A 22,782-nucleotide genomic window follows, 5' to 3' on the forward strand; every position below is an offset into this window, starting at 1 on the left:
CCGCGGTTTTGGCCGAAACCGGGCGTGAAGGCAAGACGGCGGCCGTCGCGATTTGCGGGCATTGTGCGCTGCGAAGGGACAATCTCTCAAGGATCTCCCCCTGTTCCTCCGGGAACAGCCCTCCAGACCACGCCCATCTAGGTTCGTCCCTGGCCACTCGGCCGAAGCATCCCTGACGGATGTTCGAACAAGGAGGGTTGAGAGATGAAGTCCTGAAAAGCGTCATGCCTGACACTTTTGGTGTCGGTTTCCTTTGCACCGACAGGCGCATTCGCCGATGACCGGTTCACCTGCTGGGCACCGACCGCGGCGCAGGCGGCCTTTACCGCAGACTACTGGACGGACGAGCGCCGTCGCAATGCAATCCCCGCTCCCGGCCTACTGCCGGAGAGCGGCATGCCAGGTGGCGACGTACATTCCCTCGAAGGGACCGAGGTCAAGCTGGCACCGATCAAGGAGGCTCCGTTCAAGTTCGGTGGCAAGCTGTTCTTTAGCCTGGGCGGAATCGATCAAGCGGCCAGCGCCCAGTTCGTCTCCGACGACAAGATCATTATCGGGGCGGCACACGCCATGTGGCTGAATGGAGACCAGGCCAGCAACGTAGTGTTCTATCCGGGTTATGACGGAGCGCCGGGCGAGGCTTATCCTATCGAAATGGCGTCCGTCCTGACGGCGTGGACGAAGATACCGCAAGTTCCGGGCCTTGCTGCGGCCGCAGTCGATTACGCGGTCATGCGCAGTACCAAAGCCTCGACGTCTGGAAAATTTCAGCTGCGTCTCGCTAAGGTGCCTGAGAAAACCGAACTCACCCTGATGGGATATCCCGGACGGCTGGATGGTGGCGAGTACATGTTCATGGAGGACCCGTCGATCAGCGTCAGCGATGCGACGGCTTACGAGGCAAAGCCGCATCCGATGTACGGCGGCGGTGCCAGTGGCGGCGCGTGGTTCCTGCCGGCTGAGAATAAGGCTTTCGAAATCTTCAGCGTCGTGTCGAATGGCAGCCCTAGTAACGTCAAGGGGCCGCATTTCACGCATGAGACCGAGGAAATGATCGAGTACGTCAAGGGTGGCTGCAAGTAGCAATCGCAAAAGGGCAGGCGACCTGCGCGACGGACCTTAAAATCCGTCGCGCTCGGCGTCGCGCCTTGGACCACCCTGTCAATTGTCGGTCGCCCCCTCGCGCGACATGATCTTCAGCGATCGGTAGTCGAGGATGATCAGGCGGCCGCGCCGCATGCCGAGCACGCCGTCGCCCTTCCAAGCCTGAAGCTGCGCGTTCACTCGTGGGCGGCTGGCATTGATCAGTTGCCCCATTTTCTCCTGCGATATCGCTCTGTCGATCAGCAGCCCCTCCGCTGTGCTGCGGCCGTGCAGGCGGGCGAGATCGACGAGAAGACGCGCAAGCCTGGTCTGCAGCGTATGCAGTGCCATGCCTTCGGCAAAGGCCATCGTCTTTCTGAGCTTGCGTGCGAATGTCTTCATCAGAAAAGCCGACATCTGGGGCATGCGGGTGATCTCACTGAATGCGCTGCGACGGACCACCATCACGCGGGTCTCACCGGCCGCGACCGCGTTCGCGAAGTGGGTGCAGCCGAGGGTGAGTTCGACATCCCCCAGAACGTCGCCAGCGCCGAGCTCGGCGAAGATCACTTCATGCCCATCCTCCGAGATGAAATAGAGGTGCACGCAACCGGACACGATGATCGACAGCGCGTCGCAGGCCTGACCGCTGAAAAACAGCGTCTGGCCGTCCCTATAGAGGCGGCTCGCCGACCCCGACACGAGACGCGAGTACGTGTCGTCGTCGAGATCGTCGAACCACGCGGAATGTCGGATGTCGTTGTTGATCTTGGAGATAAGGTTCGATGTCATAAACCCACTCGGACGCTGAGGTGTCGCTTGCCGTCTGAGCCGTGATACGAATAAATGCAATCAAAAGTTGTTACATGCGTGACATTCTCCAGCGATAAATCATTTTAGGTTGTACTCACGGCAGGAATTGCCGTTGGTAGCCGAACGGGCCGTTCGGTCCGGTCCGCATGTCGCGGCGGCAAGAATGTCAAAGAGGAGAGGTCAGCATGCGTGTTATGATGGGAAGGGAATCGATCGAGATCTTCGAGAAACAGGATCTGGGGACGCCCTATACGCTTACGGTCATGAACGAGAACCCGAAGTTCCAGAGTTATGCGTTGTTCCAGACGATACCGGACGTGGTCGGCGCGTCGCAGAGCCCGTTGTCTCTGGCATGGATGATCGGCAACGCGGCCTCGGGCAGCCCGGAAAACCCGAGCACGTCGGTATTCAGCTGGACGATCGACTACTCGATCAGCGCCGGTTACATCCAGGAACTGGGTTCGACACTCAACCCGCGGGCATTTGCTACCGCCAGCAAATGTGACGTGGTTCTCGATGGCCTGAACAACGTCGCCGTAACCTATCAGGGCGCGTTCCCGAACGGTGCTCCGGCGTTTCCTACAAATCCGACCAGCGGCCCCGCAGGTGTCTTTCTCGTGCGGGCGAACAACCTGATCCCGTCGGTTCTGCAGCAGGCCAGTGTCCGGATGTCGCTGAACGTGGGTCTTGCGATGGGCGGCAAACCGGCCGTCGCCGTGCAGCTCGAGCCAAACCTTGACTACACGTTCACACCGAAGCCGAGCTATTTCATCATCGCCGGCTCGTTCATCGAGGGACAGGTGATCGATACGGCCATCTCGTCTGCAGCGTTTCCGGTCCAGTTCGCGCAGGGCGTGACCAGAAAGACGATCCGCTTCACGCAGGAAAACCAGTTCGTTCCCGCCTGACGCCGACGCGATCGACTTTTTGCTGAAATGCAGGACGCGGCGCCCGGACGGGCCGCCGCGTCACTGTCGTATGGGGGATCGGTCGATGCGTTCAGGAAACGCGACGGCTTGGATCGCCGAAGATCGCCACGGTGTCGGTTCCGGCACCGGAACCCTGGACGCGAAGGCTTTCGAGTGCGGTCGCCGCATGCAGCTTGATCTGCTGCGGCGAGAATGCCTCGGTCGAGAGCGCCACGCCGATCGACAGCCGCATGTGGGGGTGATGACCTTCACCGGAACCTGCAAACACGAGGCTGTCCGCGATTGAAGCCACGAGCCGATCGGCAATCGCTTTTGCGCCGCTCCGATCGACATCGTCGAACAGAAACGCAAAGCTGTCGGTGGCGGTCCGGGCCAGAAAGTCGTTCTTCTTGATCGCCTTGCGGAAGATCGCGGCGGCACGCTTGACGATCCGGCCGGCAGTCACCTGGCCATAGGTCTGCGCCAACTCGCCGAGATCGACGAGCCGGACCACGAAAAGGGCGGCCGCGCGGTGCTCGGCGGCCGGCGCGTAGAGGAGATCCAGCTTTTCGGCCAGCGCCACATGGTTCGGAAGCCCGGTCAGCCGGTCGGACAGAGAATTGGTTCGGGCCGCTTCCGCCAGATTGCTCGACATCAGCAGCCGGTCGGCGGCAAGCTCCAGAGATTTGGTGAGACCGATCTCGGCGGAGAGCGTTTCGCTGAGGTTCGCCTGCAGATGATCGAGCTCGGCCTGGATGTCGGCGAGACCGCTGGCACTTCCGCTCCGAAGGCTTTCGGCCGCCGTCTCCAGCGCACGCACGAAATTCTGCTTCTTCAGCGTGGCCTGGGCAATCGTGCCGACGAGATCGAGAACGCGTCTCGTTTCCTCGTCCCGGTTGGCGATCGATAGAACCACGAAGCCGGGAAGCTGGTAGCGCAGGCCAATCTCGTCGATCTGGGCCTGGGTAGCGCCGGCCGGAAGCGTGGCGACGTCGCGGGTAAGCGCCGGATCGGACCCCGACAGCGCTTCGTGGAACAGCGTGTAATTGCGTGGAAGACCGGCAACGTCCTGCTTTGCCATCTGCTGCGCCACCACAGCCAGGCTCCTGTCACGCGATTGCCGTGCATTGTCCGCCGACATGATCCACCTATTCCTCAGGGTCTCGTTACTGTCTCGTTTCAGGAAAACAGTACGCGAGACGGAGGGTTAAGAACGCCTGAAACGTTGGCTTTTGTCAGGCGTTTGAAGACGTCTCGTTGCGAATACGGTTAAGGCTGAGTTCACAACCCCTGTTTGTCCTAAAGCCGTATTACATTAAACCTGCATCCACTGTTTTCCATGCCCGCGCAGGAAGGCGATCATATCGAGCACTACGGAGGGCTTGCCGAGCGAGGTGAGGATGGCGTGCACCTGTCCCCGGTGGTGGGTCTGGTGGTTGAAGAGATGGGCGAGAACAGGCGCCACTGGTTCGGTGACCTCCGTCGGAACGGTCACCGGCGTATAGGTGACGGTGGTGCTGAGCGCGTTATCGGTCAGAGACCCGAGATAGTTCGTGATACGGACATCTTCAGCGTCACGCGCCGTGCGCAGGTCAGAGAAATCCTCGAACAGAACGGCCCCCAGATCCGTCGGCGCCGTGCCGTCTCCGGTCAGGCGGCGCATCCAGATGCGGTCGGCAACGAGGATGTGGTTGAGCGTGCGGTGGACTGATCCGAAGAAGGCGCCACGATCTTCGCGGTATTCGGCGTCCGTCAGCGCGGCACAGGCATCGTAGACCTGTGAATTTGCCCAGGAATTGTAAGCGGCAAGCATCTGGAAATGGCGCAGCATTCAAAACGTCTCCGGTTGTTCACGTGTAATCATACCGGATTTGTCGGCCAACCCGAGGGGCAGGGGTTGATACCACCCATGAAATTTCCTGACTGGATTTGTGGGGCTTGCCATCCCATCATGTGAGGTGAGTGACAGATCAGGAGCCCATGATGACACGCATTCTCTATTCCCTCTGCGGCGCTGACGCGCACCGGCCATTTTCGCCGCATGCGTGGAAAGTGGTAATGGCGCTCAAACACAAGGGGCTCGAATACACGGAGCAGCCGACACCGTTTACGCAGATCCCCAACCTGGAGAACGGGTTTTCCAAGACCGTACCGATCCTGCGGGACGGAAACGAACTGATCCGTGACAGTTTCGACATCGCGGTCTATCTGGACGAGCGCTATCCCGACCGTCCGACCCTGTTCGGCGGGGAAGGCGGCAAGGCGCTCTCCCGGTTTGTCGAGGGCTTTTCGCAGACGGTGGTACACGGCGCAATCGCGAGGATCGCAATCAAGAGCGTGCACGATACGCTGGGGCCGGCCGACCAGGCCTATTTCCGCAGCAGCCGCGAGGCCATATTCGGCCGGTCGCTGGAAGAGGTCGCCGCCGACCGGCAGAGGGAAATCGACACCTTCGCCGAGAAACTGAAGCCGGTTACGCACACGCTGAAATTCCAGCCTTTCCTTGGCGGCGAGGCGCCGCTGTTTGCCGACTACATTCTGTTCGGCGCGCTGCAGTGGCTGCGGGTGACGGATGGTGCCGACGTGCTGGGCAAGGACGGCCTGCTGGCTTCGTGGTTCGAGCGTCTGCTCGACCTTCATGACAGCGCAGGACGCGTTGTGACGGCTGCGTGAAATTAGGCCCATCCCCCTTGTTTCCCGCGAAAGGGGCGGTTAAACACCGCCCACTTTCCGTGGAAACAAAGGATGAGACCAATGGCGATTGAACGCACGTTTTCGATGATCAAGCCGGACGCAACGAAGCGCAACCTGACCGGCGCCATCACCAAGGTATTTGAAGACAACGGCCTGCGCATCATCGCATCCAAGCGCGTCTGGATGAGCAAGCGCGAAGCTGAAGGCTTCTACGCCGTTCACAAGGAACGTCCTTTCTTCGGCGAACTCGTCGACGGCATGACGTCTGGCCCGACCATCGTTCAGGTTCTCGAAGGCGAAGGCGCCATCCTGAAGAACCGCGAAATCATGGGCGCGACCAACCCGGCCAACGCCGACGAGGGCACGATCCGCAAGCAGTTCGCCCTGTCGATCGGCGAAAATTCGGTTCACGGTTCGGATGCTCCGGAAACCGCTGCCCAGGAAATCGCTTACTGGTTCGCCGAAACCGAAATCGTCGGCTGATTGCTGACGGATCGGTTTGATCTACAAAAGGCCGGGGCATTCGCTCCGGCCTTTTTTGCTGTCTGCGGCAAGGTCATGGAGTCGCCGGGCAGCCGGTTCGCCCGGAGAAGTCGGTCGAGCCATCGGCCTTGAACATGTCGGGGTTGGGTGTGTAGGCCGGGCCGACGACCAGCGGTGCCGCCGGTATCACAGACTGATCGACATCCGACGTCACGGTGGTTTCGATCACCTGCAGCACCTCGCCGGACGCGCCTGTCAGCGTGATGGCCACGCGGTAGGGCCTGTCCTTCCGGACGCACTGGACGAACGGGCTGGCAAGCGTGAGGACATCGTCGACATCGAGCACTCTTTCTTCAGTGAAAAGCGCCGGTCCGCCCTGCGGATCTTCGAATTCCGCTCTGGCGCGGCTTTCCTTTGGGGTGCCGGCGACCTTTCGAAGCGTGACGAGGTAGTTAGCGGTGGCCACCCGGTAGTTGAAGACGAAAATCCGGCCGGACAGTTCGAAATACATGCCTTCCGACGGTCGCTGGCAGCCAGTCACAATCAGGCCCATCATGCAGAGCCCGGCTGATATCGCTGCCCTCCACGTCATGACGGGTCTCCAGCCGAAGGTCCGCCATCGCGGCTGCGGCGATAGTGGCGGTTCGCCTTCACGCGGTTGCCGCAGACGGTCATGTCGCACCAGCTTCTGCTGCGGTTGCGGCTTCGGTCGATAAACAGCCAGCCGCAATTGCGGCAGGTCTTCAGGCGGGAAATCTGATCGTCGCCAAGAAGACGCAGGGCCGAGCGGGCTGTGGCAGCCTCAAGTGAGCCGATGCCGGATCCGCGCAACGCCACAGCCGCAGCGCCAAGCAGATCCGCCAGTTTGTGCGGGTCATCCTCGCCATCCGCTCGAGCACGGAAATACCGGTCGATCGCCTCCCGAAGCACGAGGAAATCGGCGCGTCTTTCCGCGGCGACTGGCGTCACTTCTCTAAACAACGCCCGGTCCGCCGAGAATTCTCCGGCCGCCTCGGGAAAGGCATCCATCTGCTGCGGTAAGGCGAAGCGATCAACGCGGCGTGACGGATCGATGCGCAGGATGACGCTGTTGGCGACATCGAGCGCCAAGGCGCCACCGACGAAACGATGCGGGGTCCAGGTGAAATCCATCCCAGAATTATAACTGGTGTAACGCGGTTTACCAGTTATATTCGTGTCATCCTTTTGGGGTTTGCCGATGGCCTATCTGCTCCAGCAATTGGCGAATGCTGTGCCGCTGTCGGTACTCTACGCAACGCTTGCCTTCGGCTACGTGATCGGCTTTGCGCTGACGAAGCGCGCAGACATCGCCTATGGCGCCATCTTTGCTTTTTCCGGCCATCTCTACGTGTTGTTCGCGCAGCTCGGCTGGGACGAGTTCTGGCTTGTCCTGCCGGCGGCACTGGCGATGGGGGCGGGCGCGGCGATCGTCGGCGGCGTCGCGACCGGGATCGCGGTCGGCGGGCTGACCCTGCGGTTGATTGAAAGGCATGCCCGCAACGCGCCGATCGTCGCCGCGCTGGGCGTGCTGCTGGTGCTGATGGAGGGCGCTCGGCTTGCCTCCGGTTCCCGGGAGATCTGGCTGTCGCCGTTTCTGAACCGTGCCGTTCCGCTCTGGGCGGGTCACGGTTTCGCGGTAACCCTGACGCTGATCCAGTTGCTCAATTCAGGCCTGATGCTGGCAATGATCGCGGCCGGCTGGCTGGTAATCGATCGTACAAGACTTGGGCGCATCTGGCGGGCGGTGGCCGACGACAAGATTGCGGCCCAACTCTGCGGCATCAGTTCCCGTCTGGTATTCGTCCTCGCCTACGCGGCAGCATCTCTGTACGCCTCCGTCGCCGGCGTGTTGGCGACCTCGTATTATGGAACGATGGACTTCGGCGCCGGGTTGCCGATCAGCATCAAGATCGTCCTGATTGCTGCAGCCGGAGGCCATTCGCATCCGCTGCGGTCGGCAGCCGGTGCCGCCGCTATCGGCTTCGCTGAAACGCTGTGGAGCGGTTACGGTCCGGTCCTGTGGCGGGATTTCGCCATCGGCCTGGTGCTGGTTGCGGTTCTTGTCATCAGCCGGCGGGAAAGGGTGGTCCTGTAAACCTCAGCGCCAACGGTCGCGTGCGGTATCGTCGGCGTCTTTGGCATCGACCCAGGACCGGGGCGAACCATCAGCCGCGTGTTCCTTTTTCCAGAACGGCGCCGATGTCTTCAGAAAATCCATTACGAAATTGGCGCCGTCGAAGGCTGCCTGGCGATGCGAGGCGACGGCAATGACCAGGACGATGTTGGCCCCGGGGGCAATCTTGCCGTAGCGGTGGATGGCGGTCAGTCCGAGAAGCGAAAAGCGGTCGATGGCAAGGAGGGCGATGCGGTTCATCTCGGCTTCCGCCATGCCCGGATAATGCTCGAGCTCCAGCGCCGAGAGCGCTCCCTGCTCGTCACGGCAAAGACCGCAGAAGCTGACCACCGCGCCGATATCCATGCGGCCGGCAGTGAGGAGATCGATCTCCGACTGCAGATCGAAATCGTCGGCCTGTACGCGGATCGTGGGCATGGTCATCAGAATGGTTTCCGTTTACCCGCCTGTCATTGGGGGGAAAATGCCGATCTCGCGTGCTCCGGCGATCTTTTCAAAATGCTCCACATGCTCCTGGTCAATCGCGACGCGAATGACCTCGGGATATTGCAGCGCGTTCTCGTATTCCTCGCCGAGCGTCTTCAGGTGATTGAGGAGATCACGCGCGGTAAGGACCTCAGGCGGCAGGTCGAGATCTTCCTCGGTTTTCCCGATTCTCTCGCGCACCCAGGCGAAATAGACGAGTTTTGTCATCCCTCGTCATCCACGAGATGCTTGAGACCGGCGCGGAAATAGTCGTAGCCGCTGTAGAAGGTGAGGGCCGCTGCGACCCACAGAAGGCCGATGCCGATCTGCGTCGTGAACGGCAGGAACTTGTCGCCGGCAGGTCCGGCCAGCAGGAAGGCGATCGACACCATCTGGATCGTCGTCTTCCACTTGGCGATGCGGGTCACCGGCACCGATACCTTGAGCGCCGCCAGATATTCACGCAGGCCCGAGACGAGAATTTCGCGGCAGAGGATCGTGATTGCAGCCCACAGCGACCAGCCGGCAATCGTCTGGTCGGCAGCAAGCAGCAGAAGCACGGCGGCAACCAGAAGCTTGTCGGCGATCGGATCCAGCATGCGGCCGATATTCGAGGTCTGGTTCCAGATACGGGCCAGATAGCCATCCAGATAGTCGGTCAGCGACGCCACGACGAAGATCCAGAATCCGGCCCAGCGGGCAAAATCCGAACTTTCCAGCTTTCCTTCGATGAAGAAGCACAGAACGATCACCGGTACGGCAAGGATGCGCGCATAGGTCAGAAGATTGGGAATGTTGTACGCGCGGGAAGCCATGATGGACCTGTGCTTGAGGGTTGCCTCTAGTTGAGGTTTCGAGACGCCAGCGTCAACAGTTTTCGCGGCTTTTTTACAGTTGGTTGAGATGCATACGCTGTTTTGATGACCCATGCATGTCGTTCATCGTCATCCACTTCGGCTCTCGTGGAAGTGATTATAGACCTGTTTTGCCACCGCTTCGGAAATTCCTTCGACCGCCATCAGATCGTTGAGACCTGCGCGGGACACGGCCTTTGCGGTGCCGAAATGCTGCAGCAGCTTGCGCTTTCGGCCCGGCCCGATGCCCGCGATTTCGTCGAGCGGGTTCTTGATCATTTCCTTTTTGCGCCGGGCCCGGTGCGAGCCGATCGCGAACCGGTGCGCTTCGTCGCGCATGCGCTGGACGAAGTAGAGGACGGGATCGCGTGGCGGCAGAGAAAAATCGCTGCGGCCATCGGCAAAGAAGCGTTCGCGGCCGGCATCGCGGTCGACACCTTTGGCCACCCCGATCGCCGTCACCACGTCTCGGATGCCGAGTTCGTCGAGGATGGTGCGCACAGCCGTCATCTGGCCCTGGCCGCCATCAATCAGGATGACATCGGGCCAGGCCGGAAACGCGGCATCGTTGATGTCTTCGCTGGTCGCCTCGACGGGTTTCGGCGTCGAGATGCTGCGATCAGGAATGCCTTCTTCCTTGATCAGTCGCGAGAAGCGCCGGGTCATGACCTCTCGCATCATGCCGAAGTCGTCGCCGGGGGTGATGTCGGTCGATTTGATGTTGAACTTGCGGTACTGGCCCTTCACAAATCCTTCCGGACCCGCGACGACCATGCCGCCGACGGCATTGGTGCCCATCATATGCGAGTTATCGTAGATCTCGATGCGCCGGGGCTGGTAGGGCAGGCTGAAGGTTTCGGCGAGACCCTTGAGAAGGCGCGCCTGCGACGATGTTTCGGCCAGCTTGCGGCCATGTGCTTCGCGCGCATTGGCAGCGACGTGATCGACAAGATCGCGCTTTTCGCCACGCTGCGGCACCAGGATCGAGACCTTGTGTCCCGCCTTTTCGGAAAACGCGAGCGCCAGCAGTTCCTGCTCCTCGACCGTTTCCGACAGCAGAATCTGCTTGGGAACCGGCTTGTCGTCATAGAACTGCGCGAGAAACGCGTTGAGGACCTCGGCTCCTGCCATCTGAGGATCGGCCTTCGGGAAATAGGCGCGGTTGCCCCAGTTCTGGCCGGTGCGGAAGAAGAACACCTGGATGCAGGTAAGCCCGCCTTCGTGTTGGATGGCGAAGATATCGGCTTCCTCGACGCCGGCCGGATTGATGCCCTGGTGGCTCTGGACGTGGCTGAGCGCTGCAAGCCGATCGCGATAGATCGCGGCGCGCTCGAAATCCATGTCTTCGGAGGCTTCCGACATCTGCCTGGCGATGACGGTCTTCACGTTCTGGCTCTGGCCCGAAAGAAAGTCCGAGGCTTCCTTGACGAGCTCGGCATAGCCCTCGTCGCTGACTTCATGGGTGCAGGGGCCGGAACAGCGTTTGATCTGATAAAGAAGACAGGGACGCGTGCGGCTCTCGAACACGCTGTCTGTGCAGGTGCGCAGCAGGAACGCACGCTGTAGCGAGTTGATCGTTCGGCCGACGGCAGAGGCCGATGCGAACGGTCCGAAATACTGGCCTTTGCGGGCGCGGGCGCCTCTGTGTTTCATCAGGGCAGGGGCACGGTGATCGCCGCTGATGAGAATATACGGAAACGACTTGTCGTCGCGCAGCAGAACGTTGAACCGCGGACGTAACCGCTTGATGAGGTTCGCCTCGAGCAGCAGCGCCTCGGTCTCCGTCCGCGTCGTGACGAATTCCATATGCGTGGTTTCGCGCACCATGCGGGTGAGGCGGTTGGAATGCAGTCGGCCCTGCGCATAATTGCTGACGCGTTTCTTGAGGCTCTTCGCCTTGCCGACATACATCACGTCGCCGGCCTCGTTGAACATCCGGTAGACACCCGGCGCGTTCGGAAGGTGCTTGACGAACTCGGCGATCAGGTCGGCGCCCTTGAGGCCCGTGTCGTGGCGGACCGCCTCGTTCCAGTCGATGGACGTGGTGATAGCCGCAGCGACCGCTTCCGGTGCCAGGGCATCGTCGTCGTCGTCTTCGTTTCCGTCATAAAGAACGCCGCCATCGGGCACATTCTTCGCGTTCATCGCATGTCTCCGCCGGCAGAATCAGTCCAGACGACTATTTCTGCGGGCTCATCTCGTCTTTGTGATCATCCAACCCGAAGATATCGGCGACTCGGGGCTGAAGCTGTTTGCCAACAGATAGTGTTTTGCCGGCGGCTTTGGAAGCGTGCCACCACGCCTGCATTTCTCTCTCAGCAAACGTGCTCGCGGGGTCTTGGAAGCGAATACGGCAGGAATTCGGCCTCGTTTCGACCGGAAATGACGAATTGCAAGTAGGAGTTCTGCAGGTTGCTGTGATGGCGTTGATGCGTTGCTCGGCTAAATTTGAGTTAAACTCGAATAAAGGAGGCTAAATCTCGCGCCTCTCGGAGTCGTGATATGTATCGAGGCTGTTTGACAGCGTTTGTTTGCAATGTTAAGAAACGGTCAAGAAATGTAAAATGCTCTATAGTGCGATTAACGTCTCATTATCCTTAACGATATACCTGTGGCGATGAAGCAACATCGAAATTTAGCCGTCTAGCTGCCACAAACAATTCACATTTCGGCTCTTTCAATTCCTCAATTGCCCCCCAAATTCGTCCTCAGCCAGCAGGGAACAAAGCTGTCGTCAACTCTGTTGATGTGACACTTGCCCGGCAGCCTACAGCGCCGATACCCGAAAGGGTGCGCAGGGACGTTGTAGCAATTAGGAATACTCGTGTCGGACCTTCCGAAACCCGAAGTGGTTTTTGAGCCGATGCGCCAAACGGAGAAAAAGGTATGCGTATTCTCGTCGCGACTCTGATGGCCTCGGCTGCCAGCTTTATTGCAATTTCCTCGGCCAGCGCTGCTGACGCCGTCGACCAGATCCCTGCAGCTCCTATGGCTGTTGAAGAAGTCGCACCGGCCGCTACGTGGCAGGGCTTCTACCTCGGCGCCACCGGTTCCTACGACTGGGGCCGTTTCGGCGGTGGCGACTACAATGCCAAGGGTGCAGGCGGCGGTGCTTACACCGGTTACAACTGGCAGAGTGGCCAGGTTGTGTACGGTATCGAAGCTGACGTCGGCTACAACGGCCAGGACGGCAGAACTTCCGGCGGTTACCGTGGCGAAGCTGGCTGGGACGGTTCGGTCCGCGGCCGCGTCGGTTACGACCTCAACCCCTTCCTGATCTACGGTACGGCTGGTGTCGCGCTGCAGAACAACGAACTCAAGGATGCAACGTCGTCTGACGACAAGACATCCGTTGGTTACACGGTCGGCGTCGGTGCTGAAGCATTCGTCACCAGCAACATCACGACCCGTATCGAATATCGCTACACGGACTTCGCAGCCAAGGACTACAGCCTCGACAGCGGCAACGTCTCCAAGGGCTTCGACGACCACAGCGTTAAGGTCGGTATCGGCGTAAAGTTCTAATAAGAACAACAAAAAGCCGGGAGCGTTTCCCGGCTTCTCATCTAAAAGCCCGTTGTCACCAACGGGCTTTTTTCATGCGCGGTTTTCGGTCGGTATAACGGTCAGTCCATCTGGATATTGGCGTTCTTGACGACCGGGGTCCATTTTGCGAGTTCGGCTGTCACGTGTTTGCCGAGTTCCTCCGGGGTAGACCCGACGATCTTGGCGCTGAAATCCTTCATCCTCGCGACAACTGCCGGGTCCTGTAGCGCCTTGTTGGCGGCGTCGTTCAGTTTTGCGACCACTTCAGGCGGCGTGCCGGCCGGTGCGAACAGGGCGTTCCAGGTGTAGGTCTCGTAACCCGGTACCGTCTCGGCAATCGTCGGCACGTCCGGGAACGAAGCTGCCCGCTCGGCAGTGGTGACGCCCAGTGCCTTCAGAGTTCCCGCCTTGATATGCGGAGACGAGGAGGGCAGGTTGTCGAACATGATCGAGATCTGGTTGCCGATCAGGTCGTTGAGAGCAGGACCCGCACCCTTGTATGGAACATGCTCCATCTTGACGCCGGTCATCGCCTTGAACAATTCGCCCGAGAGATGCAGGGGCGTGCCGTTGCCCGACGACGCGTAAGAATATTTCTCCGGCTCCTTCTTGAGGAGCTCCACCAGTTCCGCCACCGTGTTGACCGGCAGTTTCGGATTGATGACCAGAACGTTCGGCACGATGACCAGTAGCGAGACAGGCGCAAAATCCTTCTCGGGGTCGTAGGGCTTCTGCTTCAGGATCAGCGGGTTGAGCGCGTGGGTCGCAACCGTGCCCATCAGGATCGTGTAACCGTCCGGCTCCGCACGCGCGACGCGGTCGGCGCCGAGATTGCCACCGGCGCCAGCGACGTTTTCGACCACGATCTGCTGGCCGAGGATATCGCCCATCTTCTGCGCCACGACTCGACCGACAACATCAGTCGATCCGCCGGCTGCGAACGGCACGACGAGGGTGATCGTCTGGTCGGGAAACGACTGGGCCGCAGCCCCGGTGGCTGACAGTCCCAGTGACATCAGGGACAGGGCCGAGCCTGCAAGGACTACGGAAAGGCGCAGGGCGGTTCGCCGCGTCAACGCTGATCGCTTCATGAAATTCCTCCGAATTGCTTCAAACGGCCTCCCGCCGTTCTCGTCATAGTAGCGGAGGAAAACCGGAGGGCAAGCGTTTCAATTGCTTGTGCAAATGGAAGAAGGTCTCGAACGACCGGCAGGTTGTGCCGGGATCCGCGGCAACCCAAGAGTTCTAGGGCGGCCGCGGACCTCATTCGGTTCAGGCGTAGGGCTTCATTTCCATATAGGCCGGAAAGCGCTTGGAGAACGTGTCAGGCCAGGAGGCGAGTTCCGGACGACCTTCGGCCCACTGGCCGTTGAAGCGCAGGTCGAGGTAACCGATCATCGCAGCCATCGCGAAATGGCCGCCATGCAGCTTCTTGCCGGTCTTCGGCAGGTTCTTTTCGAGATAGTCGAGGCCCCGCACGACCTTGTCCCACTGCTTGTCGATCCAAGGCTGATGGACCTTGTCCTCATCGCGCGAGCGACGCTCGTAAACGATCGCGAGAAGGCTATCGGTAATGCCATCGCAGAGTGCTTCGAGCACTTCCGCCTCGGTGCGCTTCACGTCCTTCTTCGGATAGAGCTTGCCGCCGGAGTGACGGTCAAGGAAGTGCATGATCGCGACGCTGTCATAGACCGACGGCTCGCCCTCGCGGATCAGAACCGGGATTTTTCCGAGAGGATTGTTCTCGGTGAGCTCTGCCGGCGCCGCATTGGTGTCGGTCTTTACATCGGTGACATCGATGCCGAGATGGCGGGCAGCCATGCGGACCTTGCCGGAATAGGGCGATGCCGGGGAATAGAGTAACTTCATCGGTGTTTCCTTGTTCTGATATCGGAGGCCGCTGATGTCATCTTGCGCAAGCGGATGTCATCGGGGCGGAGGAAGCGTGACCTGGCCGATCCGGCAGCCACGGCGGTCGACCTCTGCGCAATCGCGAAACTGCAGATCCTTGGTGAGGCAGATACGGATTTCATCGAGCTTTTCACCCTCGCAGCTCGCAGCGATCCCGCGGCGGGAAAGGCCCGGATTGACGGACATGAAGGCCTGCTCGATGGCTTCAGGCGAAAGCTTCAGCGGATTTTGCCCGCCGGCAATCTCCGTCGGCAGTTTTACGTGCTCATAGGCCTTGCGAACGGTGTCGAAATAGGTGGGCTGGTCGAGCCCGCTGCAGCTTCCATGCTTGCGCCACTGGTGGCCGATCAGACCCATAGACGGCATGATGTCGAACAGCTTTTCACCAAGCTGGCGCGGCACGCGGTCAGGCTCCGAGGAGCGGCAGAAATCCGGAAAGCCGGTTTCGTATTGCGGCCAGAGCCCGTGCACGACGAACCGGAAACGCTTGTCGGTGCCGCATTGCTGCCGGTTGCGGCCTCCGTCATCGGATGCGCAGAAGGTTGGCGACCAGGACAGGGCGAGAACGTAGAAATCGAATGTTCCCGCTCGGTCCTCGGAACTTTGCCCGCCTCTGATGCGCGGCCGTTCCTGTGCCATCGACGTGGTGGCAAGGGCGAGTAGGACGACGAGGCCTGAAAGGGCGGCGAACAAGCGTTTCATGGTGGGCGGCCTCCTGTCGCGCCGCACCATGAAAGGGATGCGACGACGGGTCAAGCCTCGGCGTCGGTGTGTTCACCTCTTATCCAGAAGCATCGCTGCGAGGCGTAACGATCCTGTGCCAGCGCCGTCTTTATCGGGGGCAGGATCGTATGCAGCTCATCCTTGAGCGTGAAAGGCGGGTTGACGATGACGAGGCCCGAGCCGTTAAGACCGACAAGATCCCGGTCGCTTTTCACGGTCAGCTCGACGCAAAGCATTTTGGGGATATCCAGCGCGTTCAGGCGCTCGTGGAAGTCCTTGATCGGCGCGCCCTTTTTCATCGGGTACCAGAGGCAATAGGTACCGCCTGAAAACTTGCGATAGGCGTTGGCGAGACCCCTGACCATCCGGTCGTACTCGCCTTCTTCCTCGAAAGGTGGATCGATCAGCACGATGCCGCGCTTTTCCTTCGGCGGCAGATGCGCACCGAGCGCCAGCCAGCCGTCGAGTTCGGTCACGCGGGCCTGGTAGTCACCTTCGAACAGCCGCGATAGGCGGGCAAAGTCTTCCGGGTGCAGTTCCATTGCCGAGAGACGGTCCTGGGGGCGAAACAGCATGCGCGCAAGTTTTGGCGAGCCGGGATAGAACTTGACGCCGCCCTTCGGGTTCAGCTCCTTCACGGCACCGAGATAGGGCGCAAGGATTTCGGCCACTTCGGGAGAAAACTCCGCATCAACAAGCTTGCCGATGCCATCGAGCCATTCGCCGGTCTTCTGCGCTTCTTCCGAGGATAAGTCGTAGAGCCCGATGCCCGCATGCGTATCGAGGAAGCGGAACGCCTTGTCCTTGTTCTGCGCATAGAGAACAAGCCGCGAAAGAACGACGTGCTTGAGGACGTCGGCGAAATTGCCTGCGTGGTAGATGTGCCGATAGTTCATCTCAGCTTGTGTCTCGCTTGAATAAAATTGATGCACTGCAAATGGCGCTTTTTGCATCCGTCGCCATGCCATATAGAAAAGCCATGAACGTTGCGACCCCCATTCCCGAAAGCCCCGTCGTCGGTCACAATTCCGTCGGCCATACCGTCTGTCCGCATGACTGTCCGAGCGCCTGTGCGCTGGATGTCGATCTGACTGCGGATGGCAGGATCGGTCGTGTCCGCGGTTCCTCCGACAATTCCTACACGGCCGGCGTCATCTGCGCCAAGGTCGCGCGCTATACCGAGCGCATCTATCATCCCGGCCGCCTGATGGTGCCACAGCGCCGTATGGGTGCCAAGGGCGAAGGGCTCTGGCAGGAGATCTCCTGGGAAGCGGCGCTTGACGAGATCGCCGACGCTTTCGTCAACGCCGAAGCGAAGCACGGGTCCGAAGCGGTCTGGCCCTATTTCTACGCGGGAACGATGGGGCAGGTGCAGCGCGATTCGATCGAGCGCCTTCGCCATGCCAAGAAATATTCCGGCTTCATGGGGACGATCTGCACCAACATGGCCTGGACCGGCTATGTGATGGGCACCGGCGCCCTGCGTGGTCCGGACCCGCGCGAGATCGCGAAATCCGATTGCGTCGTGATCTGGGGCACCAACGCCGTCTCCACCCAGGTCAATGTGATGACCCATGCGATCAAGGCCCGCAAACAGCGCGGCGCCAAGATCGTCGTCATCGACATCTACGACAATCCGACGATGAAGCAGGCCGACGTCAAGCTGGTGCTGCGCCCCGGCACGGATGCAGCACTCGCCTGCGCCGTGATGCATATCGCCTTCCGCGACGGCTATGCAGACCGCGCCTATATGGCGAAATATGCCGATGATCCCGCAGGCCTTGAAGCGCATCTGAAAAGCCGCACGCCAGAATGGGCGTCGGCGATCACAGGCCTCACCGTCGAGGAGATCGAGGGCTTTGCCAAGCTCGTCGGCACCACGCCGAAGAGTTTCTTCCGTTTGGGCTACGGCTTTTCCCGTCAGCGCAACGGTACGGCGGCGATGCATGCGGCGCTGTCGATCTCGACGGTGCTCGGCTCCTGGAAGCATGAGGGCGGCGGTGCCTTCCACAACAACGGCGAGATCTATCGGTTCAACAAGGCCGAGCTGATGGGCACGGCCTACAAGGATCCGGACATCCGCATGCTCGACCAGTCCCAGATCGGCCGCGTGCTGACCGGCGACGCCGAAGCGCTGCGTCATCGCGGACCGGTGACGGCGCTATTGATCCAGAACACCAACCCGATGAACGTTGCGCCGGAACAGCGGCTCGTGCGCGAAGGCTTTCTGCGCGACGATCTTTTCACCGCCGTCCACGAGCAGTTCATGACCGATACGGCCAAGGTCGCCGATATCGTTCTGCCCGCGACCATGTTCCTCGAGCATGACGACCTTTATCGCGGCGGCGGGCACCAGCATATCCTGCTCGGCCCGAAACTCGTTGAACCGCCGGCAACGGTGCGCACCAACCTTTTCGTCATCGAGGAACTGGCAAAGCGTCTTGGTATCGACGGGTTTGCCGGGTTCGGCATGGACGAACGCACGCATATCGATCGTATCCTGACTGCCAGCGGCTGGGGTTCCTATGACGCGCTGAAGGCCGACAAGTGGATCGATGCGCAACCGGATTTCGACACCGCGCACTACATCAACGGTTTCGGCTATCCGGACGGCAAATTCCGCTTCAGCCCCGATTGGGTCAACGGCCCATCGCCGGATCGGACGCCCGACAGCGTCGGCCCGCTCGGGCCACACGCGCAGTTGCCGCGTTTTCCCGATCATGTCGATGTGATTGAGACAGCCGACGCCGAGCATCCGTTCCGCCTCGCGACCTCGCCGTCGCGCAGCTTCCTCAATTCATCCTTTGCCGAGACCAAAAGCTCGGTGGAGAAGGAAGGGCGGCCGGACGTGATGATCGATCCGACGGACGCCGCACGTCTCGGCATCGTTGACGGCGATATAGTCACGCTCGGCAACAGTCGGGGCAAGATCCGTCTGCATGCGAGACTCGTGGCCGGCGCGAAACCGGGCGTGCTGATCGCCGAAGGACTGTGGCCCAACGACGCGCATCTCGACGGCGAGGGCATCAACGTCCTCACCGGCGCCGATCCGGTGGCGCCTTTCGGAGGTGCTGCCGTGCACGACAACAAGGTCTGGCTACGCAGGGAAGTCGCATGAGCGACGTGAATGACCGGGTGAAGATCGTCAGCGATACGACGCTGTCGCAGGGCTGGACGCGGCTTTCCGATTATCAACTCGACTATACTGATCGCAACGGCGAGACGCAGCGGATCAAGCGCGAGGTTTTCCATCGCACGCCGGCCGCCTGCATCCTGCTACATGACCGCGAACGCGATATCGTCGTCCTCGTCAAACAGTTCCGGCTGCCCGCGCATCTCATCGGCGAGCCGTCCTTCATGATCGAGGTCCCGGCCGGCCTTCTTGATGGCGAAGACGCCGAAGACGCGATCCGCCGCGAGGCGATGGAGGAGACCGGCTACCGGATCCGCGACGTGCGTTTCGTCTTCAAGGCACTGACGTCGCCGGGCTCCGTGACCGAGGTCATCCACTTCTTCCACGCCTCGATCGATCTTTCCGACCGGATCAACGAGGGTGGCGGGCTCGCCGACGAGCACGAGGATCTAGAAGTGCTGGAGTTTCCGCTCGACAAGGCCGTCACGATGATCGCCGACGGCGAGATCATCGATGCCAAGACAATCATGCTGCTGCAGTGGGCCGTGCTTAACCGGGCGGCGCTTTAGGCCCGCACGAGGCTGCACCCGGCCGACGGGGCTGCCGCGATCAACTGCTTGTCGAGCGTTGCGAGTTCGAGGTTTTCCTCGAGCGACAGCGCAAGATAGGCGGCGTCGTAGGCGGATAGGTGGTAACGGGCTATCAGCTCGAGGATACGCCCGTCCTCTTGCCCTGTGACGGTCGTAATTTCCAGCTCTCGCAAGCGTGTCATCGATGTAGCAACATCTTCCAAGACGATCCGCTTCCTTCGAGCGGCGATAGTTAGCAGGCTGCGCATTTCGTGCCAGAAAAGGTCAGGCACAACTGCGCCCAACGCCATTGAGGCTTTCAAGACATGGTTCGAATATGGATTGGCCTCATCAGCTATGAACCAGCCGGCTGCAACCGAGGCATCAACCACGAAAGTCTGCACTAACGCCGACCTTCTTTTTTCCATTCGTCGATTTCTTCGGCAGTGGCGGACATTCGAGCGTCGCGCTCAGATATGATCGTCTCAATAAGGGCCCGCCGCCGCGCGAGTTGTTCTTCGGTGAACTCAGCATTCATACCGGGCGTGGCCGCGATCGGGCTGAGCCGCGCGACCGGTGTTTCGCCACGCGCAATCACCACCTCCTGGCCGGCTTCGACGAGGGGCAGGAGCTCGGAAAGTTCGGTTTTCGCATCACCCAGCTTGACCGTGATCGTCATCTCACACCTCCGGTTCAATCCAAGGTAGTCCGCGCCAAGCCGGCCGTCAAATGGCTGGTCGTTGGGAGGATGCATCGCTTCCACGTCGGGGAACAATTGCCAGAGACCTCCCGTTAGACTGGTTCCATTGCCAGAAGAAGGGATGCAAAGATGACCATGATCACCACCCGCGACGGAACGCAGCTTTATGTCAAGGACTGGGGTCCGAAGACCGGCCGTCCCGTTATCATGATGCACGGTTGGCCGCTGACGTCGGACACCTGGGACGACTTCGCGGTGGTGGCAGCAGACGCCGGTTTCCGTGCCATTTCCTATGACCGACGCGGGTTCGGCCGCTCCGAGCAGCCGTGGGACGGTTATGAGTACGATACGCTGGCCGACGATCTTGCCGATGTCATCGAGGCGACCGGCGCGTATGATGCGGCACTGTTCGGCTTTTCCATGGGCGGTGGCGAGGTTGCCCGCTACATGTCGCGCCACGGCGGCAAGGGCGTTTCCAAGGCCGCGCTGATCGCGTCGGTCGTGCCCTATATGGCGCAGACGCCCGACAACCCTGATGGTGTGCCGCAGTCGGTGTTCGACGAGATGACGGCCGGCATGAAGGAAGACCGGGCGCATTTCTTCCACGGCTTTTTGAAAAGCTTCTACGGCGTCGGCGTGTTCACCGGGTCGGTGAGCGAAGCCGTGCTCGACTGGTCGTTCCAGCAGACGATGATGGCGGGTCTTCGGCCAACGCTTGCTTGCGCAAAGGCCTTCTCCTCGACGGATTTTCGTCCGGACCTGCCGAGCTTCAAGGTGCCGACGCTGATCATCCACGGAACAGGCGACCAGACCGTGCCGATCGAGACGTCCGGCCGTGCCGCCGCTGCCGCGATCCCCGGCGCGACGCTGATCGAATACGACGGCGCGCCCCACGGGCTGTTTGCCTCGAACAAGCAGCAGCTGACGGACGACCTGATGGCGTTCCTGCGTAGCTAAGTGATGAACGCTGCACGCCGGATGGTTATCGCCGGCGTGCGGCGCGGAAGTGTACTAACCCTCTGGGTCGAATTTTGCCCTGCCGGCCTTGAGTCTGACGCCTCCCGTTGCCAGAAGCGCAAGCGCTTCCGGGTAAAGCCGGTGTTCGACGGTCAGTACCCGTGCGGCGAGCGTATCAGGCGTGTCGTCGATATGAACGGGCACGCAGTCCTGCGCGACAATCGGGCCTTCGTCCATGCCTTCGGTCACGAAATGCACCGTACAACCGGCGACCCTCATCCCGGCATCGAGCGCGCGCTGATGCGTGTGCAGACCCGGAAACAACGGCAGGATCGACGGGTGGATGTTAAGCATCCGGCCCTCGTAGCGGGAAATGAACTCTCCCGAAATCAGCCGCATATAACCCGCAAGACAGATAATATCCGGCTGAATACCCGATAGAGCCGCCAGGATTGCCGCCTCGTGTTCGGCCTTGCCGGCATAGGACTTGCGCTCGAAGGCGAGTGTCTGGATGCCGCGCGCGTTCGCCTTTGCAAGCCCGCCGGCTTGCGGTTTGTCGGAGATGACGGCAACGATCTCGGCTGGGAAGTCGGGGCTTTCGCAAGCGTCCGCCAGCGACAGCATGTTGGAGCCGCCGCCGGAAATGAACACGACGACGCGCTTCTTCTGCACGCTGGCGAGTGCTCCGCTCATAGACCGAGCGTGCCCTTGTAGACGACGCCGGCGTCGCCTTCCGCACGGTCGATCATGCGGCCGAGCGGAACGACGATTTCACCTTCGCGGGTCAGCACATCCGTCACCATCTGCGCATTCTCAGCCGAAACGACGACGATCATGCCGATGCCGCAGTTGAACGTGCGCAGCATTTCCTTCGGCTCGACACCGCCGGTCTTTGCCAGCCACGAGAACACGGGCGGAACAGGGATCGAGTCGAGATCGACTTCTGCGGCCAGGTTCTTCGGCAGCACGCGCGGAATGTTTTCGGGAAAGCCGCCGCCGGTAATGTGGGCGAGCGCCTTGAGGGCCCCGGTTTCGCGGATCGCCTTCAACAGTGGCTTTACATAGATGCGGGTCGGCGTCAAAAGCGCTTCGCCGAGCGACTTGCCGTCGAAGAACGGGGCAGGCGCATCCCAGCCAAGGCCCGAGATCGAGACGATCTTGCGCACCAGCGAGAAACCGTTGGAATGCACGCCCGAGGAGGTCAGGCCGAGAATGACGTCGCCAGCTGCGAGATCGCCGACCGGTAGAAGCTGGCCACGTTCGGCTGCACCCACGGCAAAGCCGGCAAGGTCGTAGTCGCCATCGGAATACATGCCCGGCATTTCCGCCGTCTCGCCGCCGATCAGCGCGCAGCCTGCATCGACGCAGCCCGCAGCGATCCCCTTGACGATGGCAGCGCCCTGGTCCGGATCAAGCTTGCCGGTGGCGAAGTAGTCAAGAAACAGCAGCGGCTCTGCGCCCTGCACGACGAGGTCGTTGACGCACATGGCGACGAGATCGATGCCGACAGTGTCGTGGAAATTGGCATCGATCGCGATTTTCAGCTTGGTGCCGACGCCGTCATTGGCAGCCACCAGGATCGGATCGGTAAAGCCTGCAGCTTTCAGGTCGAACAGGCCGCCGAAGCCACCGATTTCGCCGTCTGCGCCGGGACGGCGGGTTGAGCGTACCGCCGGCTTGATCTTCTCGACCATCAGGTTGCCCGCGTCGATATCGACGCCGGCATCGCTATAGGTGAGACCGTTCTTGCCCGTCTCGCTCATCGTAATTCTCCGTTGGGACATGCCG

26 protein-coding genes are annotated in these 22,782 nt (G+C 60.8%); 9 read left to right on the forward strand and 17 right to left on the reverse strand.

Features of this window, described 5'->3' with window-relative positions:
* Positions 1 to 240 precede the first annotated feature (240 nt).
* A complete protein-coding gene (locus J3A65_RS06890) occupies positions 241 to 1,083 on the forward strand; it encodes a hypothetical protein (RefSeq protein ID WP_209900493.1) in 843 nt (280 codons plus the stop codon).
* Between the two features lie 78 nt (positions 1,084 to 1,161).
* On the opposite strand, the gene J3A65_RS06895 is transcribed toward J3A65_RS06890, so the two are convergent.
* Complete coding sequence (locus tag J3A65_RS06895) at positions 1,162 to 1,875, reverse strand: Crp/Fnr family transcriptional regulator (RefSeq protein WP_092661890.1); 714 nt, start codon at positions 1,873 to 1,875, stop codon at positions 1,162 to 1,164.
* Positions 1,876 to 2,081: 206 nt separating this feature from the next.
* Between J3A65_RS06895 and J3A65_RS06900 the strand changes: the two genes are divergently transcribed.
* Positions 2,082 to 2,804 (forward strand): hypothetical protein, encoded by a 723-nt coding sequence (locus tag J3A65_RS06900; RefSeq protein ID WP_062453322.1) that lies wholly within the window; start codon positions 2,082 to 2,084, stop codon positions 2,802 to 2,804.
* Positions 2,805 to 2,895: 91 nt separating this feature from the next.
* Here J3A65_RS06900 and J3A65_RS06905 read toward each other — a convergent pair whose 3' ends face one another.
* Positions 2,896 to 3,945 carry a GGDEF domain-containing protein gene (locus J3A65_RS06905; RefSeq protein ID WP_209900495.1) on the reverse strand — a complete coding sequence of 350 codons (1,050 nt, stop codon included), beginning with the start codon at positions 3,943 to 3,945 and terminating at the stop codon, positions 2,896 to 2,898.
* Positions 3,946 to 4,119: 174 nt separating this feature from the next.
* Complete coding sequence (locus J3A65_RS06910) at positions 4,120 to 4,635, reverse strand: DinB family protein (RefSeq protein ID WP_209900497.1); 516 nt, start codon at positions 4,633 to 4,635, stop codon at positions 4,120 to 4,122.
* A gap of 152 nt (positions 4,636 to 4,787) precedes the next feature.
* On the opposite strand from J3A65_RS06910, the gene J3A65_RS06915 reads away from it, so the two are divergent.
* The gene (locus J3A65_RS06915; RefSeq protein WP_062454742.1) at positions 4,788 to 5,477 is read left to right on the forward strand and encodes a glutathione S-transferase family protein; all 690 of its coding nucleotides are present in this window, start codon (positions 4,788 to 4,790) and stop codon (positions 5,475 to 5,477) included.
* An 81-nt stretch (positions 5,478 to 5,558) separates the two neighbouring features.
* A complete protein-coding gene (gene ndk / locus J3A65_RS06920; RefSeq protein ID WP_062453319.1) occupies positions 5,559 to 5,981 on the forward strand; it encodes a nucleoside-diphosphate kinase in 423 nt (140 codons plus the stop codon).
* A gap of 73 nt (positions 5,982 to 6,054) precedes the next feature.
* On the opposite strand, the gene J3A65_RS06925 is transcribed toward ndk, so the two are convergent.
* Together J3A65_RS06925 and J3A65_RS06930 are read right to left on the reverse strand one after the other, a co-directional pair.
* Entirely contained in the window at positions 6,055 to 6,573 is a 519-nt protein-coding gene (locus tag J3A65_RS06925) for a hypothetical protein (RefSeq protein WP_209900499.1), read from the reverse strand.
* Positions 6,570 to 7,133, reverse strand: coding sequence for a CGNR zinc finger domain-containing protein (locus tag J3A65_RS06930; protein ID WP_209900501.1), 564 nt, complete (start codon positions 7,131 to 7,133; stop codon positions 6,570 to 6,572). The genes J3A65_RS06925 and J3A65_RS06930 overlap by 4 nt, the downstream gene beginning before the upstream one ends.
* A 67-nt stretch (positions 7,134 to 7,200) precedes the next feature.
* On the opposite strand from J3A65_RS06930, the gene J3A65_RS06935 reads away from it, so the two are divergent.
* The gene (locus J3A65_RS06935; protein WP_209900503.1) at positions 7,201 to 8,097 is read left to right on the forward strand and encodes a branched-chain amino acid ABC transporter permease; all 897 of its coding nucleotides are present in this window, start codon (positions 7,201 to 7,203) and stop codon (positions 8,095 to 8,097) included.
* Between the two features lie 3 nt (positions 8,098 to 8,100).
* On the opposite strand, the gene J3A65_RS06940 is transcribed toward J3A65_RS06935, so the two are convergent.
* The 4 genes from J3A65_RS06940 to uvrC form a co-directional block, all read right to left on the reverse strand.
* Complete coding sequence (locus J3A65_RS06940; protein ID WP_209900505.1) at positions 8,101 to 8,559, reverse strand: molybdenum cofactor biosynthesis protein MoaE; 459 nt, start codon at positions 8,557 to 8,559, stop codon at positions 8,101 to 8,103.
* Between the two features lie 15 nt (positions 8,560 to 8,574).
* On the reverse strand, positions 8,575 to 8,829 hold the full coding sequence (moaD, locus tag J3A65_RS06945; RefSeq protein ID WP_184654879.1) for a molybdopterin converting factor subunit 1: 255 nt from the start codon (positions 8,827 to 8,829) through the stop codon (positions 8,575 to 8,577).
* The gene (pgsA, locus tag J3A65_RS06950; protein ID WP_062453313.1) at positions 8,826 to 9,416 is read right to left on the reverse strand and encodes a CDP-diacylglycerol--glycerol-3-phosphate 3-phosphatidyltransferase; all 591 of its coding nucleotides are present in this window, start codon (positions 9,414 to 9,416) and stop codon (positions 8,826 to 8,828) included. Before pgsA ends, moaD begins: the two co-directional genes overlap by 4 nt.
* 129 nt (positions 9,417 to 9,545) lie before the next feature.
* Positions 9,546 to 11,600: an excinuclease ABC subunit UvrC gene (uvrC, locus tag J3A65_RS06955; RefSeq protein ID WP_209900508.1), complete on the reverse strand. Its 2,055-nt coding sequence runs from the start codon at positions 11,598 to 11,600 to the stop codon at positions 9,546 to 9,548.
* A gap of 741 nt (positions 11,601 to 12,341) precedes the next feature.
* On the opposite strand from uvrC, the gene J3A65_RS06960 reads away from it, so the two are divergent.
* Positions 12,342 to 12,980, forward strand: a complete 639-nt coding sequence (locus J3A65_RS06960) for an outer membrane protein (protein ID WP_062453311.1) — start codon at positions 12,342 to 12,344, stop codon at positions 12,978 to 12,980.
* 101 nt (positions 12,981 to 13,081) lie between these two features.
* Here J3A65_RS06960 and J3A65_RS06965 read toward each other — a convergent pair whose 3' ends face one another.
* The 4 genes from J3A65_RS06965 to J3A65_RS06980 form a co-directional block, all read right to left on the reverse strand.
* Entirely contained in the window at positions 13,082 to 14,092 is a 1,011-nt protein-coding gene (locus tag J3A65_RS06965; RefSeq protein WP_062579906.1) for a tripartite tricarboxylate transporter substrate binding protein, read from the reverse strand.
* A gap of 181 nt (positions 14,093 to 14,273) precedes the next feature.
* On the reverse strand, positions 14,274 to 14,870 hold the full coding sequence (locus J3A65_RS06970; protein ID WP_209900510.1) for a glutathione S-transferase: 597 nt from the start codon (positions 14,868 to 14,870) through the stop codon (positions 14,274 to 14,276).
* Positions 14,871 to 14,927: 57 nt separating this feature from the next.
* Positions 14,928 to 15,551, reverse strand: a complete 624-nt coding sequence (locus tag J3A65_RS06975; RefSeq protein ID WP_245341629.1) for a ribonuclease — start codon at positions 15,549 to 15,551, stop codon at positions 14,928 to 14,930.
* A 113-nt stretch (positions 15,552 to 15,664) separates the two neighbouring features.
* The gene (locus tag J3A65_RS06980; protein ID WP_209900515.1) at positions 15,665 to 16,531 is read right to left on the reverse strand and encodes a 23S rRNA (adenine(2030)-N(6))-methyltransferase RlmJ; all 867 of its coding nucleotides are present in this window, start codon (positions 16,529 to 16,531) and stop codon (positions 15,665 to 15,667) included.
* An 83-nt stretch (positions 16,532 to 16,614) separates the two neighbouring features.
* Between J3A65_RS06980 and J3A65_RS06985 the strand changes: the two genes are divergently transcribed.
* Both J3A65_RS06985 and J3A65_RS06990 read left to right on the forward strand, forming a co-directional pair.
* Complete coding sequence (locus tag J3A65_RS06985) at positions 16,615 to 18,753, forward strand: molybdopterin oxidoreductase family protein (RefSeq protein ID WP_209900517.1); 2,139 nt, start codon at positions 16,615 to 16,617, stop codon at positions 18,751 to 18,753.
* Positions 18,750 to 19,337 (forward strand): NUDIX domain-containing protein, encoded by a 588-nt coding sequence (locus J3A65_RS06990; RefSeq protein ID WP_184654883.1) that lies wholly within the window; start codon positions 18,750 to 18,752, stop codon positions 19,335 to 19,337. The genes J3A65_RS06985 and J3A65_RS06990 overlap by 4 nt, the downstream gene beginning before the upstream one ends.
* On the opposite strand, the gene J3A65_RS06995 is transcribed toward J3A65_RS06990, so the two are convergent.
* Positions 19,334 to 19,765: a type II toxin-antitoxin system VapC family toxin gene (locus J3A65_RS06995; protein WP_209900519.1), complete on the reverse strand. Its 432-nt coding sequence runs from the start codon at positions 19,763 to 19,765 to the stop codon at positions 19,334 to 19,336. The genes J3A65_RS06990 and J3A65_RS06995 overlap by 4 nt on opposite strands.
* Positions 19,741 to 20,016 (reverse strand): type II toxin-antitoxin system Phd/YefM family antitoxin, encoded by a 276-nt coding sequence (locus tag J3A65_RS07000; RefSeq protein ID WP_113167310.1) that lies wholly within the window; start codon positions 20,014 to 20,016, stop codon positions 19,741 to 19,743. Before J3A65_RS07000 ends, J3A65_RS06995 begins: the two co-directional genes overlap by 25 nt.
* Before the next feature lie 150 nt (positions 20,017 to 20,166).
* Here J3A65_RS07000 and J3A65_RS07005 point away from each other — a divergent pair, with 150 nt between their 5' ends.
* Positions 20,167 to 20,994 (forward strand): alpha/beta hydrolase, encoded by an 828-nt coding sequence (locus J3A65_RS07005; RefSeq protein ID WP_209900522.1) that lies wholly within the window; start codon positions 20,167 to 20,169, stop codon positions 20,992 to 20,994.
* Between the two features lie 54 nt (positions 20,995 to 21,048).
* On the opposite strand, the gene purN is transcribed toward J3A65_RS07005, so the two are convergent.
* Both purN and purM read right to left on the reverse strand, forming a co-directional pair.
* Positions 21,049 to 21,687, reverse strand: coding sequence for a phosphoribosylglycinamide formyltransferase (gene purN, locus J3A65_RS07010; RefSeq protein WP_209900524.1), 639 nt, complete (start codon positions 21,685 to 21,687; stop codon positions 21,049 to 21,051).
* Positions 21,684 to 22,757, reverse strand: a complete 1,074-nt coding sequence (gene purM / locus J3A65_RS07015) for a phosphoribosylformylglycinamidine cyclo-ligase (protein WP_209900526.1) — start codon at positions 22,755 to 22,757, stop codon at positions 21,684 to 21,686. Before purM ends, purN begins: the two co-directional genes overlap by 4 nt.
* Positions 22,758 to 22,782 lie beyond the last annotated feature (25 nt).

Source organism: Rhizobium sp. PvP014, assembly GCF_017876855.1.
In the GTDB taxonomy this organism is placed as follows: domain Bacteria; phylum Pseudomonadota; class Alphaproteobacteria; order Rhizobiales; family Rhizobiaceae; genus Neorhizobium; species Neorhizobium soli.